The organism is Azospirillum melinis (genome assembly GCF_013340935.1).
Lineage (GTDB): Bacteria > Pseudomonadota > Alphaproteobacteria > Azospirillales > Azospirillaceae > Azospirillum > Azospirillum melinis.
The window spans coordinates 20,319-40,048 of sequence record NZ_WHOS01000030.1; the positions used below are offsets into that span (position 1 = coordinate 20,319).

The window sequence follows — 19,730 nt, forward strand, 5'->3', positions numbered from 1 at the left end:
CCCTCCCTCTCAATAACGGACCCGCGGATCGACCACGGCATAGAGCAGGTCGACCGTCAGGTTGATCAGCACATAGATGGCGGACACCACCAGCAGGGCGCCCTGGATCACCGGATAGTCGCGGCGCAGCACGGCCGAGACGATCAGGTTGCCGACGCCGGGCAGGCCGAACACGGTTTCCGTCACGATGGCGCCGGCGATCATCACCGCGGTGGTCAGGCCGATCACCGTCAGGATCGGGATCATCGCGTTGCGCAGCGCATGCTTCAGCACGACGACCAGCGGCGGCAGACCCTTGGCCCGGGCGGTGCGGACATAATCATGGCTCATCACGTCCAGCATGCTGGTGCGGGTAAAGCGCAGGATCAGCGCCGAGTTCGGGATGCCGAGCGCGATGGCCGGCAGCACCAGATGGCGCATGCGCTCCAGCAGGTCGGCATCGGGCGGGCCGTAGCCGGCGACCGGGAACCAGGCATGGTCGACCGCCAGATACTTGATCAGCGTCAGCCCGATCCAGAAGCTGGGAATGCTGGCCGCCAGCATGGCGAGGCCGACCGCGGTCTGGTCGACCAGTCCGCCGCGCTTGGCCGCCGACAGGATGCCGACCGGCACGCCGATCAGCATGGCGATCCCCACCGACATCATGGTCAAGAGCCCGGTCAGCTCCGACCGCTCGGCCAGCGCCTGCGCCACCGGGCGGTTGAGGAAGATGGATTCGCCGAGGTCGAAGCGGACGATCTGCCCGAGATAGAGCAGGAACTGCGTCAGCAGCGGTTCGTCGAGCCCCAGCCGGCCGCGCAGCGCCGCGATGTCCTCCGGCGTGGCGGAGGACCCCAGCATGACGGCGGCGGGATCGCCCGGCACGACGCGGGCGATCAGGAAGACCACCATGGCGACGAGCAGCATGACGACCATCATGCCGGCGAACCGGCGGACGATGTAAACGAGCATGGTTGCGGTCCCGGACCGAGGAGAAGCACAGAATTTCCCTCTCCCGTCCCGGGAGAGGGAGGGGACCCGCGCCATCAGGCGTGGGGAGGGTGAGGGGTGGTGCAAGGAACCGGAAGCGCATGGCTTCGTGCCCGACCCCTCACCCTTCCCATGCTGCACATGGGCCCCTTCCCTCTCCCGGGGCTCTCAGCGGATCTTCGATCCGCCTGACGCCGTCAGCACAAACGAAGTTTGTGCGAGAGGCGGGAGAGGGAATCATCCAACCACCCTCAGCCCTTCAGGTCGGTGTTCCAGAAGAACGGCCAGGGCGTCGGGGTGTAGCCGGTCAGCTTGTCGCTGCTGGCGGCGAGGTTGTAGAACTCGCCGACCTTGATGCTCGGCACCTCGCTGTAGAACAGCGACTGCAGGGTCACCCACTTCGCCTTGCGCGCCGCCGGGTCCATCTCGCGGTTGAAGGCGGCCAGCGCCTCCCGCTTGGCCGGGCTGTCCCACCAGCCGGGATAGCTGGGGTTCAGCACGGTGATCAGCGACGGCTCCGGCACGAAGGTGTGGTAGGTGAAGAAGGCATCCCACCCCTTGTCGTCGCCGCGGCGCTGCAGCAGCGTCGCCCAGTCCAGCACCTGCAGATCGACCTTGAAGCCGGCGAGTTCGAGCTGGGCCTGGGCCACCATGCTCATCTTGTACAGGAACTCGTACTGCACCGAGGTCATGATGCGGATCGGCTCGCCCTTGTAGCCGGCGGCCTTCAGCAGCTCCGCCGCCTTGCCGGCCGCGTGGTCGCTGTAGGGCTTGGCGCTGGCCGCATCGTAATAGGGCGTGCCCTGGGCGTAGATCGACCCCTCCGCCTGGACGAATTCGGGGTCGCCGAAGCCGGCCAGCAGCATGTCGTTCGGCTCCAGCGCCGCCAGGACCGCCTGGCGCATCTTCGGGTTCGCCATCACGCCGGTCTTGGTGTTCATGATCATCAGCGGGAAGCCGAACGGCTTGACGATCACCGGCTTGACGCCAGCGGCACCCTTGATGCGCGGCAGGGTCTCCGCCGGCAGGCTGTCGGCGAACTGGTACTGGCCGGCCAGGACGCCCGACACGCGGGTGGCGGCGTTCGGCACCGGGACGAAGCGCACCTCGCCGATGCTGGCCTTGCGGCTGCCGGCATAGCCGCTGGGCGTGCCGGCGGGCGAGGCGTAGGCGTCGTGGCGCACCAGCCGGATATACTGGTCGGGCTTGTGCTCCAGCAGCTTGTAGGGGCCGGTGCCGATCAGCGACTTCAAGGCACCCGGCCCGTCGATGACCGATTTCGGCACGATGGCGGCGGCGCCGTTGTTCATTGCCAAGAGCGCGGTCAGCGGCGCGAAGGGCTCTTTCAGCGCGATGACGACGGCGTCCGCACCCTTGGCGGCGATGCTCTCCACCAGCGGGGCGACGGTCTTGCCGCGCGGCGAGGCCTTGGTCCAGTGGTCGAGCGAGGCGACCACGTCGTCGGCCGTGACGGTGCTGCCGTCATGGAAGGTGACGCCGCTGCGCAGCGGGATGGTGTAGGTCTTGCCGTCCGCCGACACCTGCGGCAGGGCCGAGGCCACCAGCGGGGCCAGCTTCCAGTCGCCGTCGAAGGTGAACAGCGTCTCGAACATGTGCTGGGTGATGATGCTGACGAGGTCGGACGTGGTGCCGACCGGGTCCAGCGTCGGCGGCTCGCCGATGGTGGCGACCGTGACGACCGATGCGCCGCCCTGCTGGGCCTGCGCAGGGGTGGTCCAGCTTCCGAGAATTCCAGTGGAAAGCCCGCCTGCGGCCAGCGTCGTGCCGAGGGCGGTGTTGAACAGACGTCGCGTGATCCCTGTCATTTCCGTCTCCCGAACCGTTTGTCCGAAATATCGGACGTCGGTCTTGTATTCCAGACAAGCGAACGGTATATCGGACAAAGACCGCTGGCAAGCCGAAAATCCGCGTGCTAATCGGTTGTGCGACGACCAGGGAGCGTGGATCGATGAAGAGCGGCGAAGCAGCGGTGAAGCAGGCCGAGGAGAAGCAGTCTGCGGAAAAACCGACGGGCCGCGCCCGCGGCATCGACCGTGTCATCGCGCTGATGGAGCATCTGCACGACCGGCGCGCTCCCACGCGCATCGCCGACATCGCCCGCGACACCGGCACCCCGCGCTCGACCATGTACGAGCTGGTCAACACGCTGGTGGAGGCGCGCTGGCTGGAACTGCGCGACGGCGACGGCACGGTCTATTTCGGGCCGGCGATGCATTACTACGGCAGCGATTACCTCGACAGCGTCGACCTGATCCGCAAGGCGCGGGTGGAGGTCGCCCACATCGCCGAGACGGTGGGGGAAACCGCGCAGTTCTGCACGCTGGACGGCGACAAGTATCTGGTCGTGCTGAATGAGCCGGGCCGGCGCATGTTCCGCATCAGCTCCGAGATCGGCATCAAGGTGCCGATCCCCTGGACGGCATCCGGCCGGCTGCTGGTCGACCACCTGGATGCCGAGGAAATCCGGCGCTTCATCCCGTCCGAGGATTTCACCCTGCCCGACGGCCGCCGCATCGCCGAGGACGAGTTCCTGGAGGACATGCGCCGCGCCCGCACCCAGGGCTATGTCCGCACCACGGCCCTGGTCGACCGCTTCACCACCTGCCTTGCCGCCCCGGTTCGCGATCCGTCCGGCCGCTGCATCGCCACCATCTGCTTCGTCGTCCCCGCCGACACGACGGAAGAGGCGCAGCAGATGATGATCGACACGCTGAAGGCCAGTGCGGAGCGTCTGTCGCCCGGCCGTTGATGCGGGTGACGACTGGGGCGCGGATTGGGGCGCCGGGTGGTTGTCATTTGACGAGGGCACACCACATGTTTTAAATGGGGCCAGGAAACGCGCAGTAATAGCGCTGCGAAAGCCCTATAATCCCCGATAGAGCGCTGCGAAACATAAAGACGTATTAAGAACTGGCCGCATCGCTGTCTTTCGCAGCGCTATGCTGCAATGCGAAAGAGCGAGTACAGCAATGTGATGTCTCCTCTTTTGCGCATGCGGGATCGTGTCAATATCTTCCTCAACAGGCCGCGACACCGGCCGCCGGAATTCAAAACCCGAAACTGAAGGAAGACCGCCATGACCCCGTACGATGTCGAATCCGCCAAGTTCGCCGCCAAGTTCGCCATTGCCCGCATCGTTGTCGGCGCCATCCTGTTCGCCGCCGTCGCTGCGGTCGCCCACATGAACCCGAGCGCCATCCTGGCCGCCGACGAAGCCCGCGCCGCTGTCGCCCTGGAAATGGTCAAGACCATGCCGGTGACCGTCGCCGACGCCGCCCGTTGAGCGCGTCGCGGCTCCCAAGTAATCGAAGTATAGCTTAAGCTGCGCCATATAAAAGATTCAGCACAAAACGGGAACATCTTGCTATGATCCAAGCAAGCATGCCGCGCCGGCTTGTTTGGACGAGTTGGGCGGTTCACCGTTGTGAGGTTCTTTCATGGCGTTCAAACGTGTCAGCCAGACGACGTTGCCTCCCCGACGCTGGGCGTTGAAGGGGTATTACGGCGAGGGCAAGTCCACCTTCATCCTGGCCATGCAGCAGCCCACGCTGATGATCGACGCCGACGGGCGCCGGCATGAGCTGAAGGGGGACGATCTGTATGAGTTGAGCGAGGAGGCCGCCGATCACCGCTCCGTCGAGCGCATCCAGGATCTGCTGGACGCCAACATGCCGGGATCGGACATCCGGACCATTGCCATCGACAGCGTGACCTCGCTGATTGGCGTGTCGATTGCCCGTGCCATGCTCGACAATGCCGCCGACCGCAACAGGAACAAGAATCAGGCCTGGGTCGACAAGGCCGAGAAGATGCGCCTTCTGCAGGATGCGGTGACCGCCCATGGCAGCCACGTCCTGTGGATCTGGCACCTTGAGGACGCGCAGCTCAACGGTAAGGCCCAGATCCGCGAAACCCTGCCGGAGACCGAGCGCGAGCGGCTTTACCGCTCGCTCAACGCCTCCCTGCGCATCGTGCGCGAGGATGGCCGCCGCGGCGTTCTGGTCGAATGGTCGCGCGAGGGGCCATCGGGCATGATCGTCTGGGACGACGAGGGGTACTGGAAGGGCGTGCCGGAGCGGATCGAGGCGGCGATTTACGGCCAGGACGGCGGAACCCGGCCGACCTCCTCCGGGGCCGTGTCTGCCGATGCAACTCCGTCCAGGCCGGCCGGCTCCAGTTGGGAGGGGGGTGCTGAAGAGGCGTCGGACGGCGTTCTGACTTTCTACAGCCCGGCGGAGGCGCTGGCCTGGGGTGTGGACCAGGGCGCCTTTCCGAGCGCCGAGGCGGCGCAGTCGGCCTACGACCAGCTCAAGGCGGACTGCAAGCCGCGCAATGCACGAGAGATGTATGCGGCCTGGATCGATTTCGTCCAGCAGCCCCAGCGCCGTCGGGCGTAACCTTGCGGGCTCCCCCCTGTTTGCTGAGGTTCCCGGCTGACAAGGAGGAGCCCCCATGTCCCGCACCACCGACCCCGCAAACGGCCAACCCGCAGCTGACCGCCAGTCCGGTCAGGCCCAGGTGCCGAAGCCGCCCTCCCGCGCGGAAGTCGAAGAGATCAGCCGCTCGCAGGAATATCTGACCGACGAGTGGACCGGCGACGGCGGCAACAAGCCGCGGGGCGATGAGCAGGGCCGCAAGGACGGCTGAGGCCGCCGTCCTCTTCACAGCAGTCCCACGCCACCGAACGGGCTGGACACCGGAGGGATCCGACGGCGTCCAGCCCGTTCGGCTGTCCGGAGGGCTCCATCGGGCCCCGAACGGCGTACATCCTCCGCCCTCAGGCTTAAGCTGTCTGAGAGATGGACGAATCCGGGAACTTGCAGTCCGCGCTCCTGTCGAAGGAAGTCCCCCTTCCTGAACCGGAGAGACTGGGATGCGCAACCTCCTCACCACCCTGCTGCTTGCAGCCGCCCTGCTTCCCACCGCAGCGGCTGCGCAGGCCGTCGGTGCAGATGATGGCGACGCCGTTTGCCGGCCGGGTGACAAGGGCTGCGCGCGGTTCGTCGGCGACGGGAAGGGCGGCGTGCCGAAACGGGGCGGTGCCAAGCAGCCGGTGATGATCGGCACGTCGGTCTTCATGCTGACCCCGTGGCAGGCCGAACGGGAGCGCCGCTGCCTCGCGCTGGCCGGCTGGGCCGAAGCGCGGGGGGAGGGGGCCGACGCCATGGCGGCCGTCATGTGGGTGGTCGCCAACCGCGCCGCCTCGGCCGATCAGCCGTCGCTGCCCTGCCGGGTCGTCGTCGCGACCGGCCAGTTCGAACCCTTCGCGGCGGCGCCCGTCGAGCCCGCCAACCGGAAGAAGGCCAAGGCGGTCAAGGCAAAGGGCAGGCAGGCGGAGACGGCGGCCCGGCAGGCGAAGGCCGAACAGGCGGCGCTGGCAGCCGATCCCCGTGTCGAGAACCGGCGCATCCTGACGGAGATCCGCCGTCAGGCCGCGGTGATCCGGGCGGGCGGCATGCCGTCCTGGCCGAAGCCGCGCCTCGCCCCCGACCAGGAGGCGCTGCGCACCGCGCGCGGGCTGGCCTGGAACCTGAACGACGACGACATGCCCGATCCGACCGCCCGTGCCTCGATGTTCTACAGCCCGCCGACACAGGCCGCGCTGCGCCGTCAGAAGCCGGACTGGGCGGAGGCGCGGCTGAAAACCGCCTCCATCGGCGGCCATTCCTTCTACCGTGCGCCGACGCCGCCGGCAGAGCGCACCATCGCCACCCTGGTGGCGGAGATTGCGGAGTAAAGTGCCGGGATGGGCGGCCTCCGGCGGAAATGCTCGGGAGGATTTTCGGGAAGGTCCGGTTAAGTCGATGTTTTCTGTCAAGTACCGGACCCGCCGGACCAGACCGGAATTGCAGAGGTCCGGCTTGTATTTTTCATGATGCGGAAAGGCCGGCGCAGAATTGCTGTAGATCAATCGCTCTCGTCTGTCGACCTCCTAGGCTGTCTCCGTTCCACGACATCAAAGGGAGAGAAACGATGAAAGCAATCGATCTGATGACGCCGCGGGTCATCACCATCGGTCCGGACGCGACCGTCGCCGATGCCGCCCGGACGATGCTTGAGAACCACATCAGCGGCCTGCCGGTGGTCGATGGCTCCGGCAAGGTGGTGGGGATCATCAGCGAAGGCGACCTGCTGCGCCGGGTGGAGCTGGGGACGGAGCGTCACCGCTCCTGGTGGCTCGGTTTGGTGTCGGGCGGCACCCTGCCGGCGGAGGATTTCATCAAGTCCCATGCCCGCAAGGTCGCTGACGTGATGACCGCCCACGTCACCACGGTGGACGAGAACGCCTCGCCCGAAGAGGTCGTGCGGGTGATGGAGACCCGGCGGATCAAGCGCGTGCCGGTGGTGAGCCGGGGCGCCCTGGTCGGCATCATCAGCCGAGCCAACCTGCTGCGCGCGCTGGCCAGCGTCTCGCCGGAAACGCCGTCCGCCGCGGCGGACGACCGTGACCTGAAGGACCGGGTGACCGCCGCCGTCAAGGAACTGTCGTGGGACTCGCGCTCGCACGACGCCATCGTCGTCCGCAACGGCGTCGTCCAGCTCTGGGGTTTCGTCAGCAGCGGATCGCAGCGCGACGCGCTGCGCGTCGCGGCGGAGCGCGTCCCCGGCGTGAAGGCGGTGGAGAACAACATCCAGGTCGTCGACCCCGCCGAAAGCGGTGCCTGGGGCCTCTGATTTAGAGGGCGGGAACCTGAATGGCAGGCCGGGGAGGGCGCGCGGTCAGATCTTCCCCGGCAGCCGCGCTCCGACCAGATGGGTTGCCTGCGCGCCATACTCATAGACGGCCTCCTGCACCGTCCGGGCCGACAGCGTGTCGGGTGCGGTGCTGGGAAGCGGCATCTCCGCCTCCGGCAGCTTGCCGGTGATGTGCTCTGCCAGACAGCGGCCGAGCACCGTTCCGGGGGCGATGCCGCGGCCGTTGTAGCCGCTGAAGCCGATGACGTTGCGGTCCAGCCGGTGGAAGCGCGGCAGGTTGTCCCTGGTCATGCCGATCTGACCGTACCATTCGGATTCGAACCGCACCGGACCCAGCTGCGGGAAAAGGGCCGCCAGCGAGCGCTGCGCCCAGGCGCGGTGGACGGCGGTTCCAGTCCCGCGCAGCGCGCCGACGCTGCCGAACACCAGCCGGCCCCGGCGGTCGAAGCGGTAGGAACTCAGCACCGACCTGGTGTCCCACACCCCCTGGCGTTCCGGCAGGATGGCCTTCTGCATGGCGTCGGACAGCGGTTCCGTCGCCAGATTGAAATAGGGCAGGTGGACCTGCTCGGTGCGCAGCTGCACCCAGGGGCCAATGCTGTAGGCGTCGGTGGCGACCACCACCCAGTCGGCGGTGACCGATCCGTTCGGCGTCTTCACCTCCCACCCGATTCTGGTTTGGGTCGCCGACTGCACCGGGCTGCCGGTGAAGATGCGGGCCCCCGCCGCGATGGCCGCCGTCGCCAGACCGCGGGCATAGGCCAGTGGCTGGATGGTGCCGGCGCGCAGATCCAGAAGCGAGCCGGTGTAGGCCGTGGTGCCGACCTTCTCCGCCGTTTCCTTCGCGTCGAGCAGGCGGACGGGCGCACCGCGCTTCTGCCAGATATCCGCGCGCTGTTCCAGCTCGCGCAGGCCCGCCGGGCCGACGCCGCAATGGAGCGTGCCGCTGCGTTCGTCCTCGCAGGCGATGCCGTGCCTGGTGATCAGGTCGAAGACGGCGCGCGGCGCGTTGCCCAGCAGTTCGATCAGACGCTCGCCATAGACCGGCCCCAGGGTGCTGACCAGCTGGTCGGGCATCACCCACATGCCGGCATTGACCAGCCCGACATTGCGTCCGGCGCCGCCGAAGCCGATCTCCACCGCCTCCACCACCACGGCGCTGACGCCGCTTTCGGCCAGATGCAGCGCCGCTGACAGGCCGGTGTAGCCGGCGCCGACGATCACCACGTCAGCGCGGACGCTGTCGGACAGCGGCGCGGTCGGCGGCGCCGCCGGTGCGGTGCGTTCCCAAAGCCCGTGCGACCGCGGATCGTTCAGCATCCCCTGAGGTCCTTTTCGCGTCTGTTCTGTGCGCCAGTCATTCCCGGTGCGAAAGATTGACTTGCCTACCCCCTTCTGCAAAGTGATCTTTGCTCAATCAGTCATTCCATTCCGGAATGAAATTCGCCGAGACCCCGATGCAGAGCCCGCGCCGTTTCCTTCCCTCCCTGGCCCTGCTGTCCGCCTTCGAGGCGGCGGCGCGCACCGGCAGCATCACCGCGGCGGCCAAGGAGCTGTCCCTGACCCAGAGCGCGGTCAGCCGCCAGATCAAGGCGTTGGAGGATCTGCTGGAGGTCGAGCTGTTCCACCGCGAACGGCAGACCATCCGCCTGACCGCCGGCGGCGAGTATTACGTGCGCGAGGTGCGCGACGCCCTGCGCCGCATCAGCACCGCGTCCTTGAACCTGCGCGCCAACCCCTATGGCGGCACGCTCAGCATCGCCATCCTGCCGACCTTCGGCACGCGCTGGCTGGCGCCGCGCCTGCCGAAATTCCTGGCCGGCAATCCCGGCATCACCATCAATCTGGTGACGCGGATGGCGCCCTTCGATTTCCGCCTGGACCCGGTGGACGCCGCGATCCATTTCGGCCGGCCGGACTGGCCGGGCGGGGAGATGGCGCTGCTGCGCCGTGAGACGGTGATTCCCGCTTGCAGCCGCAGCCTGCGCGACCGCTTCGATTTCCGCCAGCCCGCCGACCTGCGCCTCGCCCCGCTGCTGCACCTGACCAGCCGTCCCGACGCCTGGGAGCGCTGGCTGACCCTGCACGGCACGCCGGCCGACGGCGTGCACGGCATGCTGTTCGACCAGTTCGCCACCGCGTCCCAGGCCGCCATCGCCGGGCTGGGCGTGGCGCTGCTGCCGCTGTTCCTGATCGAGGAGGAATTGCGGTCGGGCCAGCTGGTGCCGGCGCTCGATCTGCCGATGGAGAGCGAGAACGCCTATTACGTCGTCTGGCCGTCGGAGCGCGCGGGCTACCCGCCGCTGGCCGCCTTCCGCGACTGGATCCTGGCCGAGACGGCGGACTGCCGCGCACCGACAGGTCATGAGTTTTCCTCATGAAGTCGGGAAAAACAATCGCAATCCATCCCACCGCTTCGTTGCTATAGCTGGACCATGTGAAGGACCGCGCAGGTCCGGCCAGCCAACGCGAGCGAGATTTGGAATGAGTGTCCAGACGATCACCAGAGTCGATGCCACCAGCCCCGATGCGATCCGCACCCTGTTCTCCATCGCCATGTCGGAGATGTATCGGACGGAGGTGCCGGCCTATCAGACGCTCGTCGAGCTGGTGGAGGAGGTGAACGCGGCGCTGCTGGCCGCCGACCCGGCGGAGCGTCATCGTCTGGAGTCTGCCGGTGGCCTTGCCCGCATCACGGAGGAGCGCCACGGCGCCATCCGCCTCGGCACCGCGGATGAACTGTCAACCATGCGCCGGCTGTTCGCGGTGATGGGCATGCAGCCGGTCGGCTATTACGATTTGTCGGAGGCCGGCGTCCCCGTCCATTCCACCGCCTTCCGCCCGGTGGACGGGGAGGCGCTGAGCCATAACCCGTTCCGCGTCTTCACCTCCCTGCTGCGGCTCGACCTGATCGCCGACGAAGGCTTGCGGCGGGAGGCGGAGCAGGTGCTGGCCGCCCGCAGCATCTTCACCCCCGGCTGCCTTGCCCTGATCGAAAAGGCCGAGGCCGACGGCGGGCTGGACGAGGAAGATGCCGGGCGCTTCGTCGCCGAGGCGCTGGAGACCTTCCGCTGGCACAGCCGGGCCAACGTGCCGCTGGACTTGTACAACCGCCTGCACGACGCCCACCGGCTGATCGCCGACGTGGTGTCCTTCAAGGGGCCGCACATCAACCACCTGACGCCGCGCACGCTCGACATCGATGCGGTCCAGCGCCTGATGCCGGAAAAGGGGATCGCGCCGAAGGCGGTGGTCGAAGGCCCGCCGACCCGCCGCTGCCCGATCCTGCTGCGCCAGACCTCCTTCAAGGCGCTGAGCGAGCCGGTCGATTTTCAGCATGGCGACAGTGATGGGGGCGGCTGGCGGTCCGGCGTCCACACCGCCCGATTCGGCGAGATCGAGCAGCGTGGCATCGCCCTGACCCCGAAGGGCCGGGCGCTCTACGACACGCTGCTGCAGGACTCCCGCCGCCTCGTCGCTCCGGCGGCGGACGGTTCCAACGCCGCGCAGTACATGGCGGCCCTCCAGGAGGTGTTCGCCCCCTTCCCCGACAGCTGGGACGGGATTCGCCGGGAGGGGCTCGGCTATTTCAGCTATTCCCTGACCGAGGCCGGCCGCCGCAACCCGCCGGCGCCGGGGGCCGACCTGGAAACGCTGATCGAGAGCGGCGCCGTCCGCTTCGATCCCGTCGTCTACGAGGATTTCCTGCCGGTCAGCGCCGCCGGCATCTTCCAGTCCAACCTGGGTGACGAGGCGCAGCAGGACTTCGCCGCCAGCCCGAACCAGCAGCGCTTCGAAGCCGATCTGGGTGCCGCGGTGCTGAACCCGTTCGACCTCTATGCGGAGATCGAACGCGCCTCCATCGCCGCCTGCCTCGCGGCGAAGTAGGTCAGACCGGCATGGCGGCGGGACGGAAGGCTCCCGCCGCCAGCCAGTCTTCGAAGGCCGCCGGCGCCAGCGGCCGGGAAATCAGGTAGCCCTGGCCGAAGTCACAGCCATGCAGGCGCAGCCAGTCATAGGCCTCATCCGTCTCCACCCCCTCGGCGATGACCAGATATCCCAGGTCATGGGCAAGGTCGATGGTCGAGCGGACCATGATCTGGTCGCTGCGCTCGTCGGCGATGGAGCGGATGAAGCGCTGGTCGATCTTCACCGCCGTCGCCGGGATGTCCTTCAGATAGGACAGGGCGCTCTGGCCGGTGCCGAAATCGTCGATCTCGACCGCGATGCCCAGGCGGCGCAGGCTTCGAAGCTGGCGGTCGACCTCCGCCCGGTCGGTCATCAGGGCGCTTTCCGTCACCTCGAAATCGATCCAGTCCGCCTGTACGTCGTGGCGGTCCAGCAGGGCCTCGACCCGGTCGGCAAAGTCGCCGCTGCCGAGATCCAGCATCGAGATGTTGATCGACACCGGCAGGGCGATGCCGCGCCGGTGCCAGTGCGCCACCTGGGTCAGGACCGCCCCGATCACCCATTCGGTCAGCGGGCGCACCAGCGCCGTGCGTTCGGCCAGCGGCACGAATTCGGCGGGCGAGATCGGCCCCAGTTCCGGATGGGTCCAGCGCAGCAGCGCCTCCGCCCCGATGCAGCGGTCGGTGCGCAGATCGACCTTGGGCTGATAGGCCATGTGCAGCTGGTCCTGCCCGTCCATCGCCTCGGTCAGGCTGCGCAGCAGCAGGAAGGCGCGGTGGGCGGCGCGGTCCTGCTCCTCGTCATAGGCGCACCACGGCTTCTGCGTCTCCAGCGACTGGTGGGCGGCGCTGGTGGCGGCCCGCAGCAGTTCCACACTTTCCTCCGCAATGTCCGAGCGGTGCACGAAACCGATGCCGGCGGAGGTGGCGATCGGCACGCCCTGATACTGGAAGGGGCTGCGGATCGCCGAACTGACGCGGTCCAGCGTGTCAGCCAGATCGCCGTCGCCACCGGACAGCAGGATGAAGGCGAAGCGGGCCGGCGACAGGTGGTAAAGCCGGGTGTGGTCCGGCAGGCAGGCGGCGATGCGGCGGGCGCAATCGATCTCGAACGCGTCGGCGCAGACCTGTCCCAGCACCCGGGTCAGCTCGGCATATTGCTGCGACGCCGCCGCATCGATCACCACCGCCGTTTCCGGCACCGTGGCGGGGTCGTCCGCCAGGGCATCGGCGTCGGCCAGGAAGCGGAAGCGGTTCGACAGCGAGGTGACCGGATGCAGATAGCCGACGGCGCGCCGCGCCTCGATATGCGCCATCGTCATCGCCGACAGGTCGCGCAGCGCCTCCTCCTCCTCCGGCGTCAATGCCGGGCGCGGTTGGTCGTCGATCACGCAGATGGTGCCGAGCGCCAGCCCGTCCGCCGTGCGCAGCGGGGCGCCGGCATAGAAACGGATGTTGGGATCGCCGGTCACCAGCGGATTGTCGGCGAAGCGCTCGTCCTGCCGGGCGTCGCCGACCACGAGCAGGGCGTCGGAGTCGAGCGCATGGGCGCAGAAGGCATGTTCGCGCGGCGTCTCCTGCACCGGCAGCCCGACCCGCGACTTGAACCACTGGCGGTCGCGGTCGACCAGCGAGATAAGCGCCACCGGCACCTTCAGCAGCTTGGCGGCCAGACGCGTGATCTGGTCGAAGGCGGCCTCCGCCGGTGTGTCGAGCAGCTCGTACCGCTGGAGCGTCGCCAGCCGGTCCTCTTCGCGGGCCGGGATCGGCGCCAGGGGCTTCGCCGTCGCGGGCGTCATCTCGGTCTTCATCCTGCTCCCGGCACTCTCGTCTTCAGGCAATTCCGGCACCGATCCTGCCGCCAAGTCCATAAAAGAGCCAATGACAATGGTGCAATGCGGCATGGAAACAATCGTAGGTCTCCAGGCCATCTGCCGTCCGTCCTATCGCCGTTCAATCGCCACCAGCGCCGTTACGGTCAGTTGTGCCAGCACCATGCGGTCGACCGGGCCGAAACTGCGCGGCGCCGTGTCGATCAGGCAGACGGAGCCGAGCGCCAATCCCTGCCGGTTGATGATCGGTGCGCCGGCATAGAAGCGGATGTGCGGTTCGCCGATCACCAGCGGGTTGTCCCGGAAACGCGGGTCACAGGCGGCGTCCTCCACCACCATCGGCATGCTCTGGCGGATGGTGAAGTCGCAGAAGGCGACGTCGCGCGGCGTTTCCTGGACGGCCAAGCCGCGGCGCGCCTTGAACCATTGCCGGTTGGCGTCCAGCAGCGACACCAGCGCGATGGGCACGCGGAAATGGTCGCAGGCCCATGACACCAGATCGTCGAAGGCGGGCTCCGGCTCGCTGTCCAGCAGCCCGGTGCGGCGCAGCGCCTCCAGCCTCGCCGCCTCGTCATCGACCGGGACGGCGCCGCGGCCTATGGTCTGCGGGGCGGCCCCGCTGGCGATGGTCTCCTTCAGAAGCGTCATGGGCTCGGCTCCGCGGTCGTGTTGGAAGGGCTGGCAGCCCGGCGATGGCGCAATTCTGTCAAGAGACAAATAATTCGTCGGGTCAGTAAATATGATCGTTGCCGTGACTTGAGCGTGGACTCCTTCCTTTTACGCATGGGACGGAAATTGGATCTGCTGGCTCCCATATTATTTCCGAAGGCATAGTCATAGCTGACATTATGATTGCCTGTTGGACCGCCGGCCGCCCATCTTTACCGCAGTCCGCGCCGTCCGGCCCGACCATCCACCTGCGGCATGGCTGTTCTGCGGCTGCGTCCGCCGGCTTTCTGCCGGGCTGGTGCAACGCAACAGGGGTTTGCGGTGTTTCGCGCTGGGGAGCGGGGACGCTCCCCGTGCGACAACGACCGGGCCCATGCTGATCGCCCGGCATTTCGGTCAGGAGCGTCATACCATGCCGGACGACCAGCATCGCAGGGACGTCGTCGATCTCAACCGACAGGAGGCGGACAGCCAGGCCGGGCGCAGCGAGCGCGGACAGCCGGCCGCGGGCGAGGATCGCAAGAAGCCGGGCTTCATCCGCCGTCACCCGATTGCGATCATCGCCGGGCTGGTGGCGGTCGCCCTGCTGGCGGTGGCCGGCTACATCTACTGGCAGCGCAACATCCACCCCTACGAATCGACCGACGATGCCTTCATCGACACCCGCCAGTTTCCCGTGGCGGCGAAGGTGGGCGGCTATGTGACGGAGGTGGCTGTCAGCGACAACCGGCATGTCAATGCCGGCGACCTGCTGTTCCGCATCGACACTCGCGACTACCAGACGGCGCTGGATCAGGCGCAGGCGCAGATCGAGTCCGCCCAGGCGGCAATCACCGGCTACGACGCCCAGATCGATGCCCAGCGCGCCCAGATCGAGCAGGCCAAGGCGGAGGTCTCGCAGGCCGAGGCCGCCGTCGGCTTCGCCAAGGAGGATGCGGCGCGCTACCGCGACCTGCAATCCCGCGGTGCCGGCACGGTGCAGCAGGCGCAGCAGTCCACCGCCAACCTGCAGGAACAGCAGGGCAAGCTGACCAGCGCCAACGCCGCGGTGATCGCCGCCGAACGGCAGGTCGGGGCGCTCCAGGCCCAGCGGACCAGCGCCGTGGCCGATCTGGCGCGGGCGAAGGCGCAGCTGGCCCAGGCCCAGCTGAACCTGTCCTACACCGCCGTCACCGCGGCACAGCCCGGCCGGGTGGTGCAGCTGAGCGGGGCGGTCGGCCAGTTCGCGCAGGCCGGCCAGAGCCTTGCCATCTTCGTGCCCGACGACATCTGGGTCACCGCCAACTTCAAGGAAACCCAGATCACCGACATGCGGCCGGGCCAGCCGGTGGATATCAGGATCGACGCCTATCCCGGCCGCAAGGTCAGTGGCCATGTCGACAGCGTGCAACCGGGCTCCGGCACCGCCTTTTCCCTGCTGCCGGCGGAGAACGCCACCGGCAACTATGTGAAGGTGGTGCAGCGCATTCCCGTGAAGATCGTCGTCGACCAATGGCCGGACGGCGTCTCCATCGGCCCCGGCATGTCGGTGGTGCCGCGGGTGACGGTGCGATGAGCGCCGCCGCGGAAGGCGCGGGCGCAGGAGGCTTCGATGCCTCGCAGAGTGCCGCCGGCGGCCGCAACCCGTGGCTGATCGCCGTGGTGGTCTCCATCGCCACCTTCATGGAGGTGCTGGACACCACCATCGCCAACGTCGCCTTGCGCTACATCTCCGGCACGCTGGCGGTCAGCGCCGACGAGGCGTCGTGGGTCGTCACCTCCTACCTCGTGGCGAACGCCATCGTGCTGACGGCCAGCAGCTTCATCGCCAAGCGCTATGGCCGCAAGCGCTTCTATCTGGCCTGCCTGGGGCTGTTCACCGTCAGCTCGCTGGCCTGCGGCTTCGCCTGGAATCTCGAATCGCTTCTGCTGTTCCGGGTGCTTCAGGGCTTCGCCGGCGGCGGCATGGTGCCGATTTCGCAATCGATCCTGGCCGACAGCTTTCCGCCGGCCAAGCGCGGGCAGGCCTTCGCCATCTTCGGCATCGCCGTGGTGGTGGCGCCGGTGGTCGGGCCGACGCTGGGCGGTTGGCTGTCCGACAATCTGTCCTGGCACTGGTGCTTCCTGATCAACGGGCCGGTCGGGGTGATGGCCTTCGCGCTGGTCAGCTTCCTGGTGCAGGAACCGAGATCCGCCATCGAGGAACGCCAGCGGCTGAAACGCCAGGGCATCCGCATGGATGTGATCGGCTTCCTGCTGGTGGCGACTTTCCTGGGCTCGCTGGAGGTGGTGCTTGACCGCGGCCAGACCGACGACTGGTTCGCGTCGGGTTTCATCATCGCCTTCGCCGTCATCTGCGTGGCGTCCTTCTGCCTGATGATCCCGTGGGAGATGACGCGGGAGAACCCGATCCTCGATCTGCGGATGGTGGCGACGCGGCAGTTCGGCTCCTGCTTCCTGGTGATGATGGCGACCGGCGCCATCCTGATCGCGACGACGCAGTTCCTGCCCGAGCTTCTCCAGCAATATTACGGCTTCACCGCCACCTGGGCCGGCCTTGCCCTGTCGCCGGGCGGCATGGTGACCATGGTGATGATGCTGGTCGTCGGAAGGCTGGCCGGGCGCATCCAGCCGAAATACCTGATCGCCACCGGCGCCACCATCGTGGCGCTGGCGATGTGGGACCTGACGCGGCTGAACCCGGACTCCACCTTCTGGTTCTTCGCCTGGTCGCGCATCTATATCGGCATCGGCCTGCCGCTGATCTTCATCCCGATCACCACGGCCTCATACGACGGCATCCCGCGCGACAAGACCGATCAGGCGTCGGCCCTCATCAACGTCGCGCGCAATGTCGGCGGCTCCATCGGCGTGTCGATCGCCCAGAATGTGCTGGCCTTCCGCGAGCAGTTCCACCACAGCCGGCTGGCCGAGCATATCGTGCCGTCCAACCCGGCCTATCAGCGGACCGTGGAGCAGGCGACGAATTATTTCTCCATGGCCGGCGGCGGGGCGGGGGCGCGGGAGCGGGCCATGGCCTATATCGGCCAGCAGGTACAGATGCAGACCGCCTACTGGTCCTACATCGACGTGTTCTTCGCGCTGATGCTGATCTCCGTCTCGGCGGTGCCGCTGGCCCTGATCCTGCGCAACGTGAAGCGCTGACCGTCAGGCGCCCGTGCAAGGGTCTCTCATTCCCTCATGCTTCGTGATAGACAGCGCCGGTTCCCGCCCGTGACCGGATGAGCTGTCCGCCCATGAATCGCCCATGAATCCCCCGACGAAGCGCCCGACGATTTCCGACCTCGCCAAGGCGGCGGGCGTCAGCGTCGCCACCATCGACCGGCTGCTGAACGGCCGGCACCCCGTGCGGGAGGAGACCGCCCGCCGCATCTTCGAGGCGGCGACCGAAATCGGCTTCCACGGCGCCAACGCCATCCGCCAGCGCACCCTGGCGCAGCAGCCGGATTATCACCTCGGCTTCATTTTGCAGAAGGAGCGCCACGCCTTCTATCAGGAGTTCGCGGCGCGGATCGAGGAGGTGGTGCGCAGCCATCCCGACCGCCGGCTGCGCGCCACCATCCGCTTCGTCCAGTCGACATCCCCGACCGAACTGGCCGAGCTGATCCGCGGCATGAAGGGGAAGGTGAGGGCGGTTGCGGTGACCGGCATCGACCATCACGACGCCACCGCCGCGGTCGCCGAACTGAAGGCCGCCGGCATTCCCACCTTCTCGCTGCTGTCCGACTTCGCCCAGGGCGTGCGGGAAGGCTACATCGGCACCAACAACCTGAAGGCCGGCCGCACCGCGGCATGGCTGATGTCGAAGATCGCGCGAGGGCCGGGGCGCATCGCCGTCTTCATCGGCGCCTTCCGCTATCACGGCCACGCCCTGCGCGAGACCGGATTCCGCAGCTATTTCCGCGAGTTCGCGCCCGAGTTCACCCTGACGGACAGCATCGTCAACGTCGAGACGCGCCAGTTGACCTACGAGGCGACGCTCGGCCTGCTGGACCGGCACGACGACGTGGTCGGCATCTACGTCGCGGGCGGCGGCATGGAGGGCGCCATCGCAGCATTGCGCGAGGTCCGCCGGCCGGACGAGGTGACCTGCATCGTCCACGAACTGACGCCGGAGTCGAGGCAGGGGCTGCTAGACCGCCATGTCTCGGTGGTGATGGCGACGCCGCTGCCGGCGCTCTGCACCGACCTGATCGAGATGATGGTCCACAGCATCGAACACGGCATGGCGGAGAATCCCGGCCAGCGCTTCCTTCCCGCCCAGCTGTGGACGCCGGAAAGCCTGTAGGGCCAAGCCCGTAGGGGGCCTTCCGGCGCCATGATGGAAAACCATCATGGCGTGCTGCAAATTCTCTCATGTTTGACGGCGATCCAGCCGGCTGACGCGTTGACCGGACGGTGCGCGATGGTGAATGCTTCCCCTGCCAACCAAGAGCAGAAACGGCCGGGAGGAAGCGCGATGACGGATTCGGAACCCTGAGCCGTTCCGGCGGCCCGACACCGGGCGGCCCCCAAAAACCGAAAACGGCAATCGACCCCGGTGAACCGCCCGGGCGCGGCGCGCATGGCTGCGCGCGTGGCCCCGCTCGCCCACCGAACGACATGAGGCTTTAAAACAATGACCGTCAGAATTGGCATCATCGGCACCGGCGCCATCGGCCGCGACCATGCCCGGCGCATCGAGCAGGTGCTGGCCGGCGGCAAGATCGTCGCCCTGACCGATGTCAACCGCGAGTCCGCCGAGGCGGTGCGGGCCGACATCGCTCCCGATGCCGAGATCTTCCAGACCGGCGAGGAATTGATCGCCTCGCCGCTGGTCGATGCGGTTCTTGTCACCTCCTGGGGCGCCAGCCACGAGCAGTATGTGCTGGCCGCCATCGCCGCCGGGAAGCCCTGCTTCTGCGAAAAGCCGCTCGCAACCACCGCCGACGGCGCCAGGCGCATCGTCGATGCCGAGGTGGCGCACGGCAGGCGTCTGGTCCAGGTCGGCTTCATGCGCCGCTACGATGCCGGCTACATCGCGCTGAAGGAGGCGGTGACCAGCCGCACCGGCGCGCCGATCATGGTCCACGCCGCCCACCGCAACCCGACGGTGCCCCAGCATTACCTCACGCCGATGGCGATCCACGACACGCTGATCCACGAGATCGACGTGTTCCGCTGGCTGCTGGACGACGATTACGTTTCCGCCCGCGTGATCTTCCCGCGCCGCGCCGCCCGCAGCCACGGCAAGCTGCGCGACCCGCAGGTCGTGCTGCTGGAGACGGCGAAGGGCGTCGTCATCGACGTCGAGATCTTCGTGAACTGCCACTATGGCTACGACATCCAGTGCGAGGTGGTGGGCGAGGACGGCATCGCCCGCCTGCCGGAGCCGATGGCGGTGCAGATGCGCCTGAACGCCAGCCTGCAGAACCCGATCCTGACCGATTGGAAGGATCGTTTCATCGCCTCCTACGACGTGGAGCTTCAGGACTTCCTGAAGGCCGCCGCCCAGGGCACAGCCACCGGCCCGACCTGCTGGGACGGCTATGTCGCCGCCATCACCTCGGACGCCTGCGTCACCGCGCAGGAACGCGAGGGCGAGGCCGTCGCCATCACGTTGCCCAGCCGTCCGGCGCTCTACAGCTGACGGCCA

The 19,730-nt window shown here is 67.6% G+C and carries 17 protein-coding genes; 12 read left to right on the forward strand and 5 right to left on the reverse strand.

All coding sequences use genetic code 11. The features are described from left to right. Positions 1-9: 9 nt before the first annotated feature. Positions 10-951 (reverse strand): ABC transporter permease, encoded by a 942-nt coding sequence (locus tag GBZ48_RS21095; protein ID WP_109086964.1) that lies wholly within the window; start codon positions 949-951, stop codon positions 10-12. A 269-nt stretch (positions 952-1,220) separates the two neighbouring features. Continuing rightward, complete coding sequence (locus tag GBZ48_RS21100; RefSeq protein ID WP_174472795.1) at positions 1,221-2,795, reverse strand: ABC transporter substrate-binding protein; 1,575 nt, start codon at positions 2,793-2,795, stop codon at positions 1,221-1,223. Between the two features lie 143 nt (positions 2,796-2,938). On the opposite strand from GBZ48_RS21100, the gene GBZ48_RS21105 reads away from it, so the two are divergent. The 6 genes from GBZ48_RS21105 (at position 2,939) to GBZ48_RS21130 (ending at position 7,665) form a co-directional block, all read left to right on the forward strand. Continuing rightward, complete coding sequence (locus tag GBZ48_RS21105) at positions 2,939-3,739, forward strand: IclR family transcriptional regulator (RefSeq protein WP_174472796.1); 801 nt, start codon at positions 2,939-2,941, stop codon at positions 3,737-3,739. A 327-nt stretch (positions 3,740-4,066) separates the two neighbouring features. Then, the gene (locus GBZ48_RS21110; RefSeq protein ID WP_174472797.1) at positions 4,067-4,273 is read left to right on the forward strand and encodes a hypothetical protein; all 207 of its coding nucleotides are present in this window, start codon (positions 4,067-4,069) and stop codon (positions 4,271-4,273) included. Positions 4,274-4,427: 154 nt separating this feature from the next. Continuing rightward, entirely contained in the window at positions 4,428-5,387 is a 960-nt protein-coding gene (locus GBZ48_RS21115) for an AAA family ATPase (RefSeq protein WP_174472798.1), read from the forward strand. 55 nt (positions 5,388-5,442) lie between these two features. Further along, positions 5,443-5,637, forward strand: a complete 195-nt coding sequence (locus GBZ48_RS21120) for a hypothetical protein (RefSeq protein ID WP_174472799.1) — start codon at positions 5,443-5,445, stop codon at positions 5,635-5,637. Positions 5,638-5,863: 226 nt separating this feature from the next. Next, positions 5,864-6,727 (forward strand): cell wall hydrolase, encoded by an 864-nt coding sequence (locus tag GBZ48_RS21125; protein WP_174472800.1) that lies wholly within the window; start codon positions 5,864-5,866, stop codon positions 6,725-6,727. 236 nt (positions 6,728-6,963) lie between these two features. Beyond that, positions 6,964-7,665: a CBS domain-containing protein gene (locus GBZ48_RS21130; protein WP_174472801.1), complete on the forward strand. Its 702-nt coding sequence runs from the start codon at positions 6,964-6,966 to the stop codon at positions 7,663-7,665. Positions 7,666-7,710: 45 nt separating this feature from the next. Here the strand turns inward: GBZ48_RS21130 and GBZ48_RS21135 are convergent, their stop codons facing one another. Then, positions 7,711-9,006, reverse strand: coding sequence for an NAD(P)/FAD-dependent oxidoreductase (locus GBZ48_RS21135; RefSeq protein ID WP_174472802.1), 1,296 nt, complete (start codon positions 9,004-9,006; stop codon positions 7,711-7,713). 137 nt (positions 9,007-9,143) lie between these two features. On the opposite strand from GBZ48_RS21135, the gene GBZ48_RS21140 reads away from it, so the two are divergent. Then, a complete protein-coding gene (locus GBZ48_RS21140; RefSeq protein ID WP_174472803.1) occupies positions 9,144-10,067 on the forward strand; it encodes a LysR family transcriptional regulator in 924 nt (307 codons plus the stop codon). A 103-nt stretch (positions 10,068-10,170) separates the two neighbouring features. Next, the gene (gene hglS, locus GBZ48_RS21145; RefSeq protein WP_174472804.1) at positions 10,171-11,574 is read left to right on the forward strand and encodes a 2-oxoadipate dioxygenase/decarboxylase HglS; all 1,404 of its coding nucleotides are present in this window, start codon (positions 10,171-10,173) and stop codon (positions 11,572-11,574) included. A 1-nt stretch (position 11,575) separates the two neighbouring features. Here hglS and GBZ48_RS21150 read toward each other — a convergent pair whose 3' ends face one another. Both GBZ48_RS21150 and GBZ48_RS21155 read right to left on the reverse strand, forming a co-directional pair. Then, positions 11,576-13,393, reverse strand: a complete 1,818-nt coding sequence (locus GBZ48_RS21150; protein ID WP_246307357.1) for a sensor domain-containing phosphodiesterase — start codon at positions 13,391-13,393, stop codon at positions 11,576-11,578. 144 nt (positions 13,394-13,537) lie between these two features. Continuing rightward, entirely contained in the window at positions 13,538-14,074 is a 537-nt protein-coding gene (locus tag GBZ48_RS21155) for a GAF domain-containing protein (protein ID WP_174472806.1), read from the reverse strand. A 433-nt stretch (positions 14,075-14,507) separates the two neighbouring features. Here GBZ48_RS21155 and GBZ48_RS21160 point away from each other — a divergent pair, with 433 nt between their 5' ends. The 4 genes from GBZ48_RS21160 to GBZ48_RS21175 all read left to right on the forward strand — a co-directional run bounded on the left by GBZ48_RS21160 (position 14,508) and on the right by GBZ48_RS21175 (position 19,724). Further along, positions 14,508-15,650 carry an HlyD family secretion protein gene (locus tag GBZ48_RS21160; protein ID WP_209798378.1) on the forward strand — a complete coding sequence of 381 codons (1,143 nt, stop codon included), beginning with the start codon at positions 14,508-14,510 and terminating at the stop codon, positions 15,648-15,650. Beyond that, the gene (locus tag GBZ48_RS21165; RefSeq protein ID WP_174472808.1) at positions 15,647-17,239 is read left to right on the forward strand and encodes a DHA2 family efflux MFS transporter permease subunit; all 1,593 of its coding nucleotides are present in this window, start codon (positions 15,647-15,649) and stop codon (positions 17,237-17,239) included. Before GBZ48_RS21160 ends, GBZ48_RS21165 begins: the two co-directional genes overlap by 4 nt. A gap of 103 nt (positions 17,240-17,342) precedes the next feature. Further along, a complete protein-coding gene (locus GBZ48_RS21170; RefSeq protein WP_174472809.1) occupies positions 17,343-18,383 on the forward strand; it encodes a LacI family DNA-binding transcriptional regulator in 1,041 nt (346 codons plus the stop codon). A 330-nt stretch (positions 18,384-18,713) separates the two neighbouring features. Continuing rightward, the gene (locus tag GBZ48_RS21175) at positions 18,714-19,724 is read left to right on the forward strand and encodes a Gfo/Idh/MocA family protein (protein WP_174472810.1); all 1,011 of its coding nucleotides are present in this window, start codon (positions 18,714-18,716) and stop codon (positions 19,722-19,724) included. Positions 19,725-19,730: the final 6 nt, after the last annotated feature.

Excerpts from the sequence above, each read along its gene's own strand:
- GBZ48_RS21110 (WP_174472797.1), top strand. The coding sequence starts at position 4,067 with ATGACCCCGTACGATGTCGAATCCGCCAAGTTCGCCGCCAAGTTCGCC.
- GBZ48_RS21175 (WP_174472810.1), top strand. The coding sequence starts at position 18,714 with ATGACCGTCAGAATTGGCATCATCGGCACCGGCGCCATCGGCCGCGAC.
- GBZ48_RS21155 (WP_174472806.1), bottom strand. The coding sequence starts at position 14,074 with ATGACGCTTCTGAAGGAGACCATCGCCAGCGGGGCCGCCCCGCAGACC.
- GBZ48_RS21140 (WP_174472803.1), top strand. The coding sequence starts at position 9,144 with ATGCAGAGCCCGCGCCGTTTCCTTCCCTCCCTGGCCCTGCTGTCCGCC.
- GBZ48_RS21105 (WP_174472796.1), top strand. The coding sequence starts at position 2,939 with ATGAAGAGCGGCGAAGCAGCGGTGAAGCAGGCCGAGGAGAAGCAGTCT.
- hglS (WP_174472804.1), top strand. The coding sequence starts at position 10,171 with ATGAGTGTCCAGACGATCACCAGAGTCGATGCCACCAGCCCCGATGCG.
- GBZ48_RS21135 (WP_174472802.1), bottom strand. The coding sequence starts at position 9,006 with ATGCTGAACGATCCGCGGTCGCACGGGCTTTGGGAACGCACCGCACCG.
- GBZ48_RS21115 (WP_174472798.1), top strand. The coding sequence starts at position 4,428 with ATGGCGTTCAAACGTGTCAGCCAGACGACGTTGCCTCCCCGACGCTGG.
- GBZ48_RS21150 (WP_246307357.1), bottom strand. The coding sequence starts at position 13,393 with ATGACGCCCGCGACGGCGAAGCCCCTGGCGCCGATCCCGGCCCGCGAA.
- GBZ48_RS21160 (WP_209798378.1), top strand. The coding sequence starts at position 14,508 with ATGCCGGACGACCAGCATCGCAGGGACGTCGTCGATCTCAACCGACAG.
- GBZ48_RS21095 (WP_109086964.1), bottom strand. The coding sequence starts at position 951 with ATGCTCGTTTACATCGTCCGCCGGTTCGCCGGCATGATGGTCGTCATG.
- GBZ48_RS21170 (WP_174472809.1), top strand. The coding sequence starts at position 17,343 with ATGAATCCCCCGACGAAGCGCCCGACGATTTCCGACCTCGCCAAGGCG.
- GBZ48_RS21100 (WP_174472795.1), bottom strand. The coding sequence starts at position 2,795 with ATGACAGGGATCACGCGACGTCTGTTCAACACCGCCCTCGGCACGACG.
- GBZ48_RS21130 (WP_174472801.1), top strand. The coding sequence starts at position 6,964 with ATGAAAGCAATCGATCTGATGACGCCGCGGGTCATCACCATCGGTCCG.
- GBZ48_RS21125 (WP_174472800.1), top strand. The coding sequence starts at position 5,864 with ATGCGCAACCTCCTCACCACCCTGCTGCTTGCAGCCGCCCTGCTTCCC.
- GBZ48_RS21120 (WP_174472799.1), top strand. The coding sequence starts at position 5,443 with ATGTCCCGCACCACCGACCCCGCAAACGGCCAACCCGCAGCTGACCGC.
- GBZ48_RS21165 (WP_174472808.1), top strand. The coding sequence starts at position 15,647 with ATGAGCGCCGCCGCGGAAGGCGCGGGCGCAGGAGGCTTCGATGCCTCG.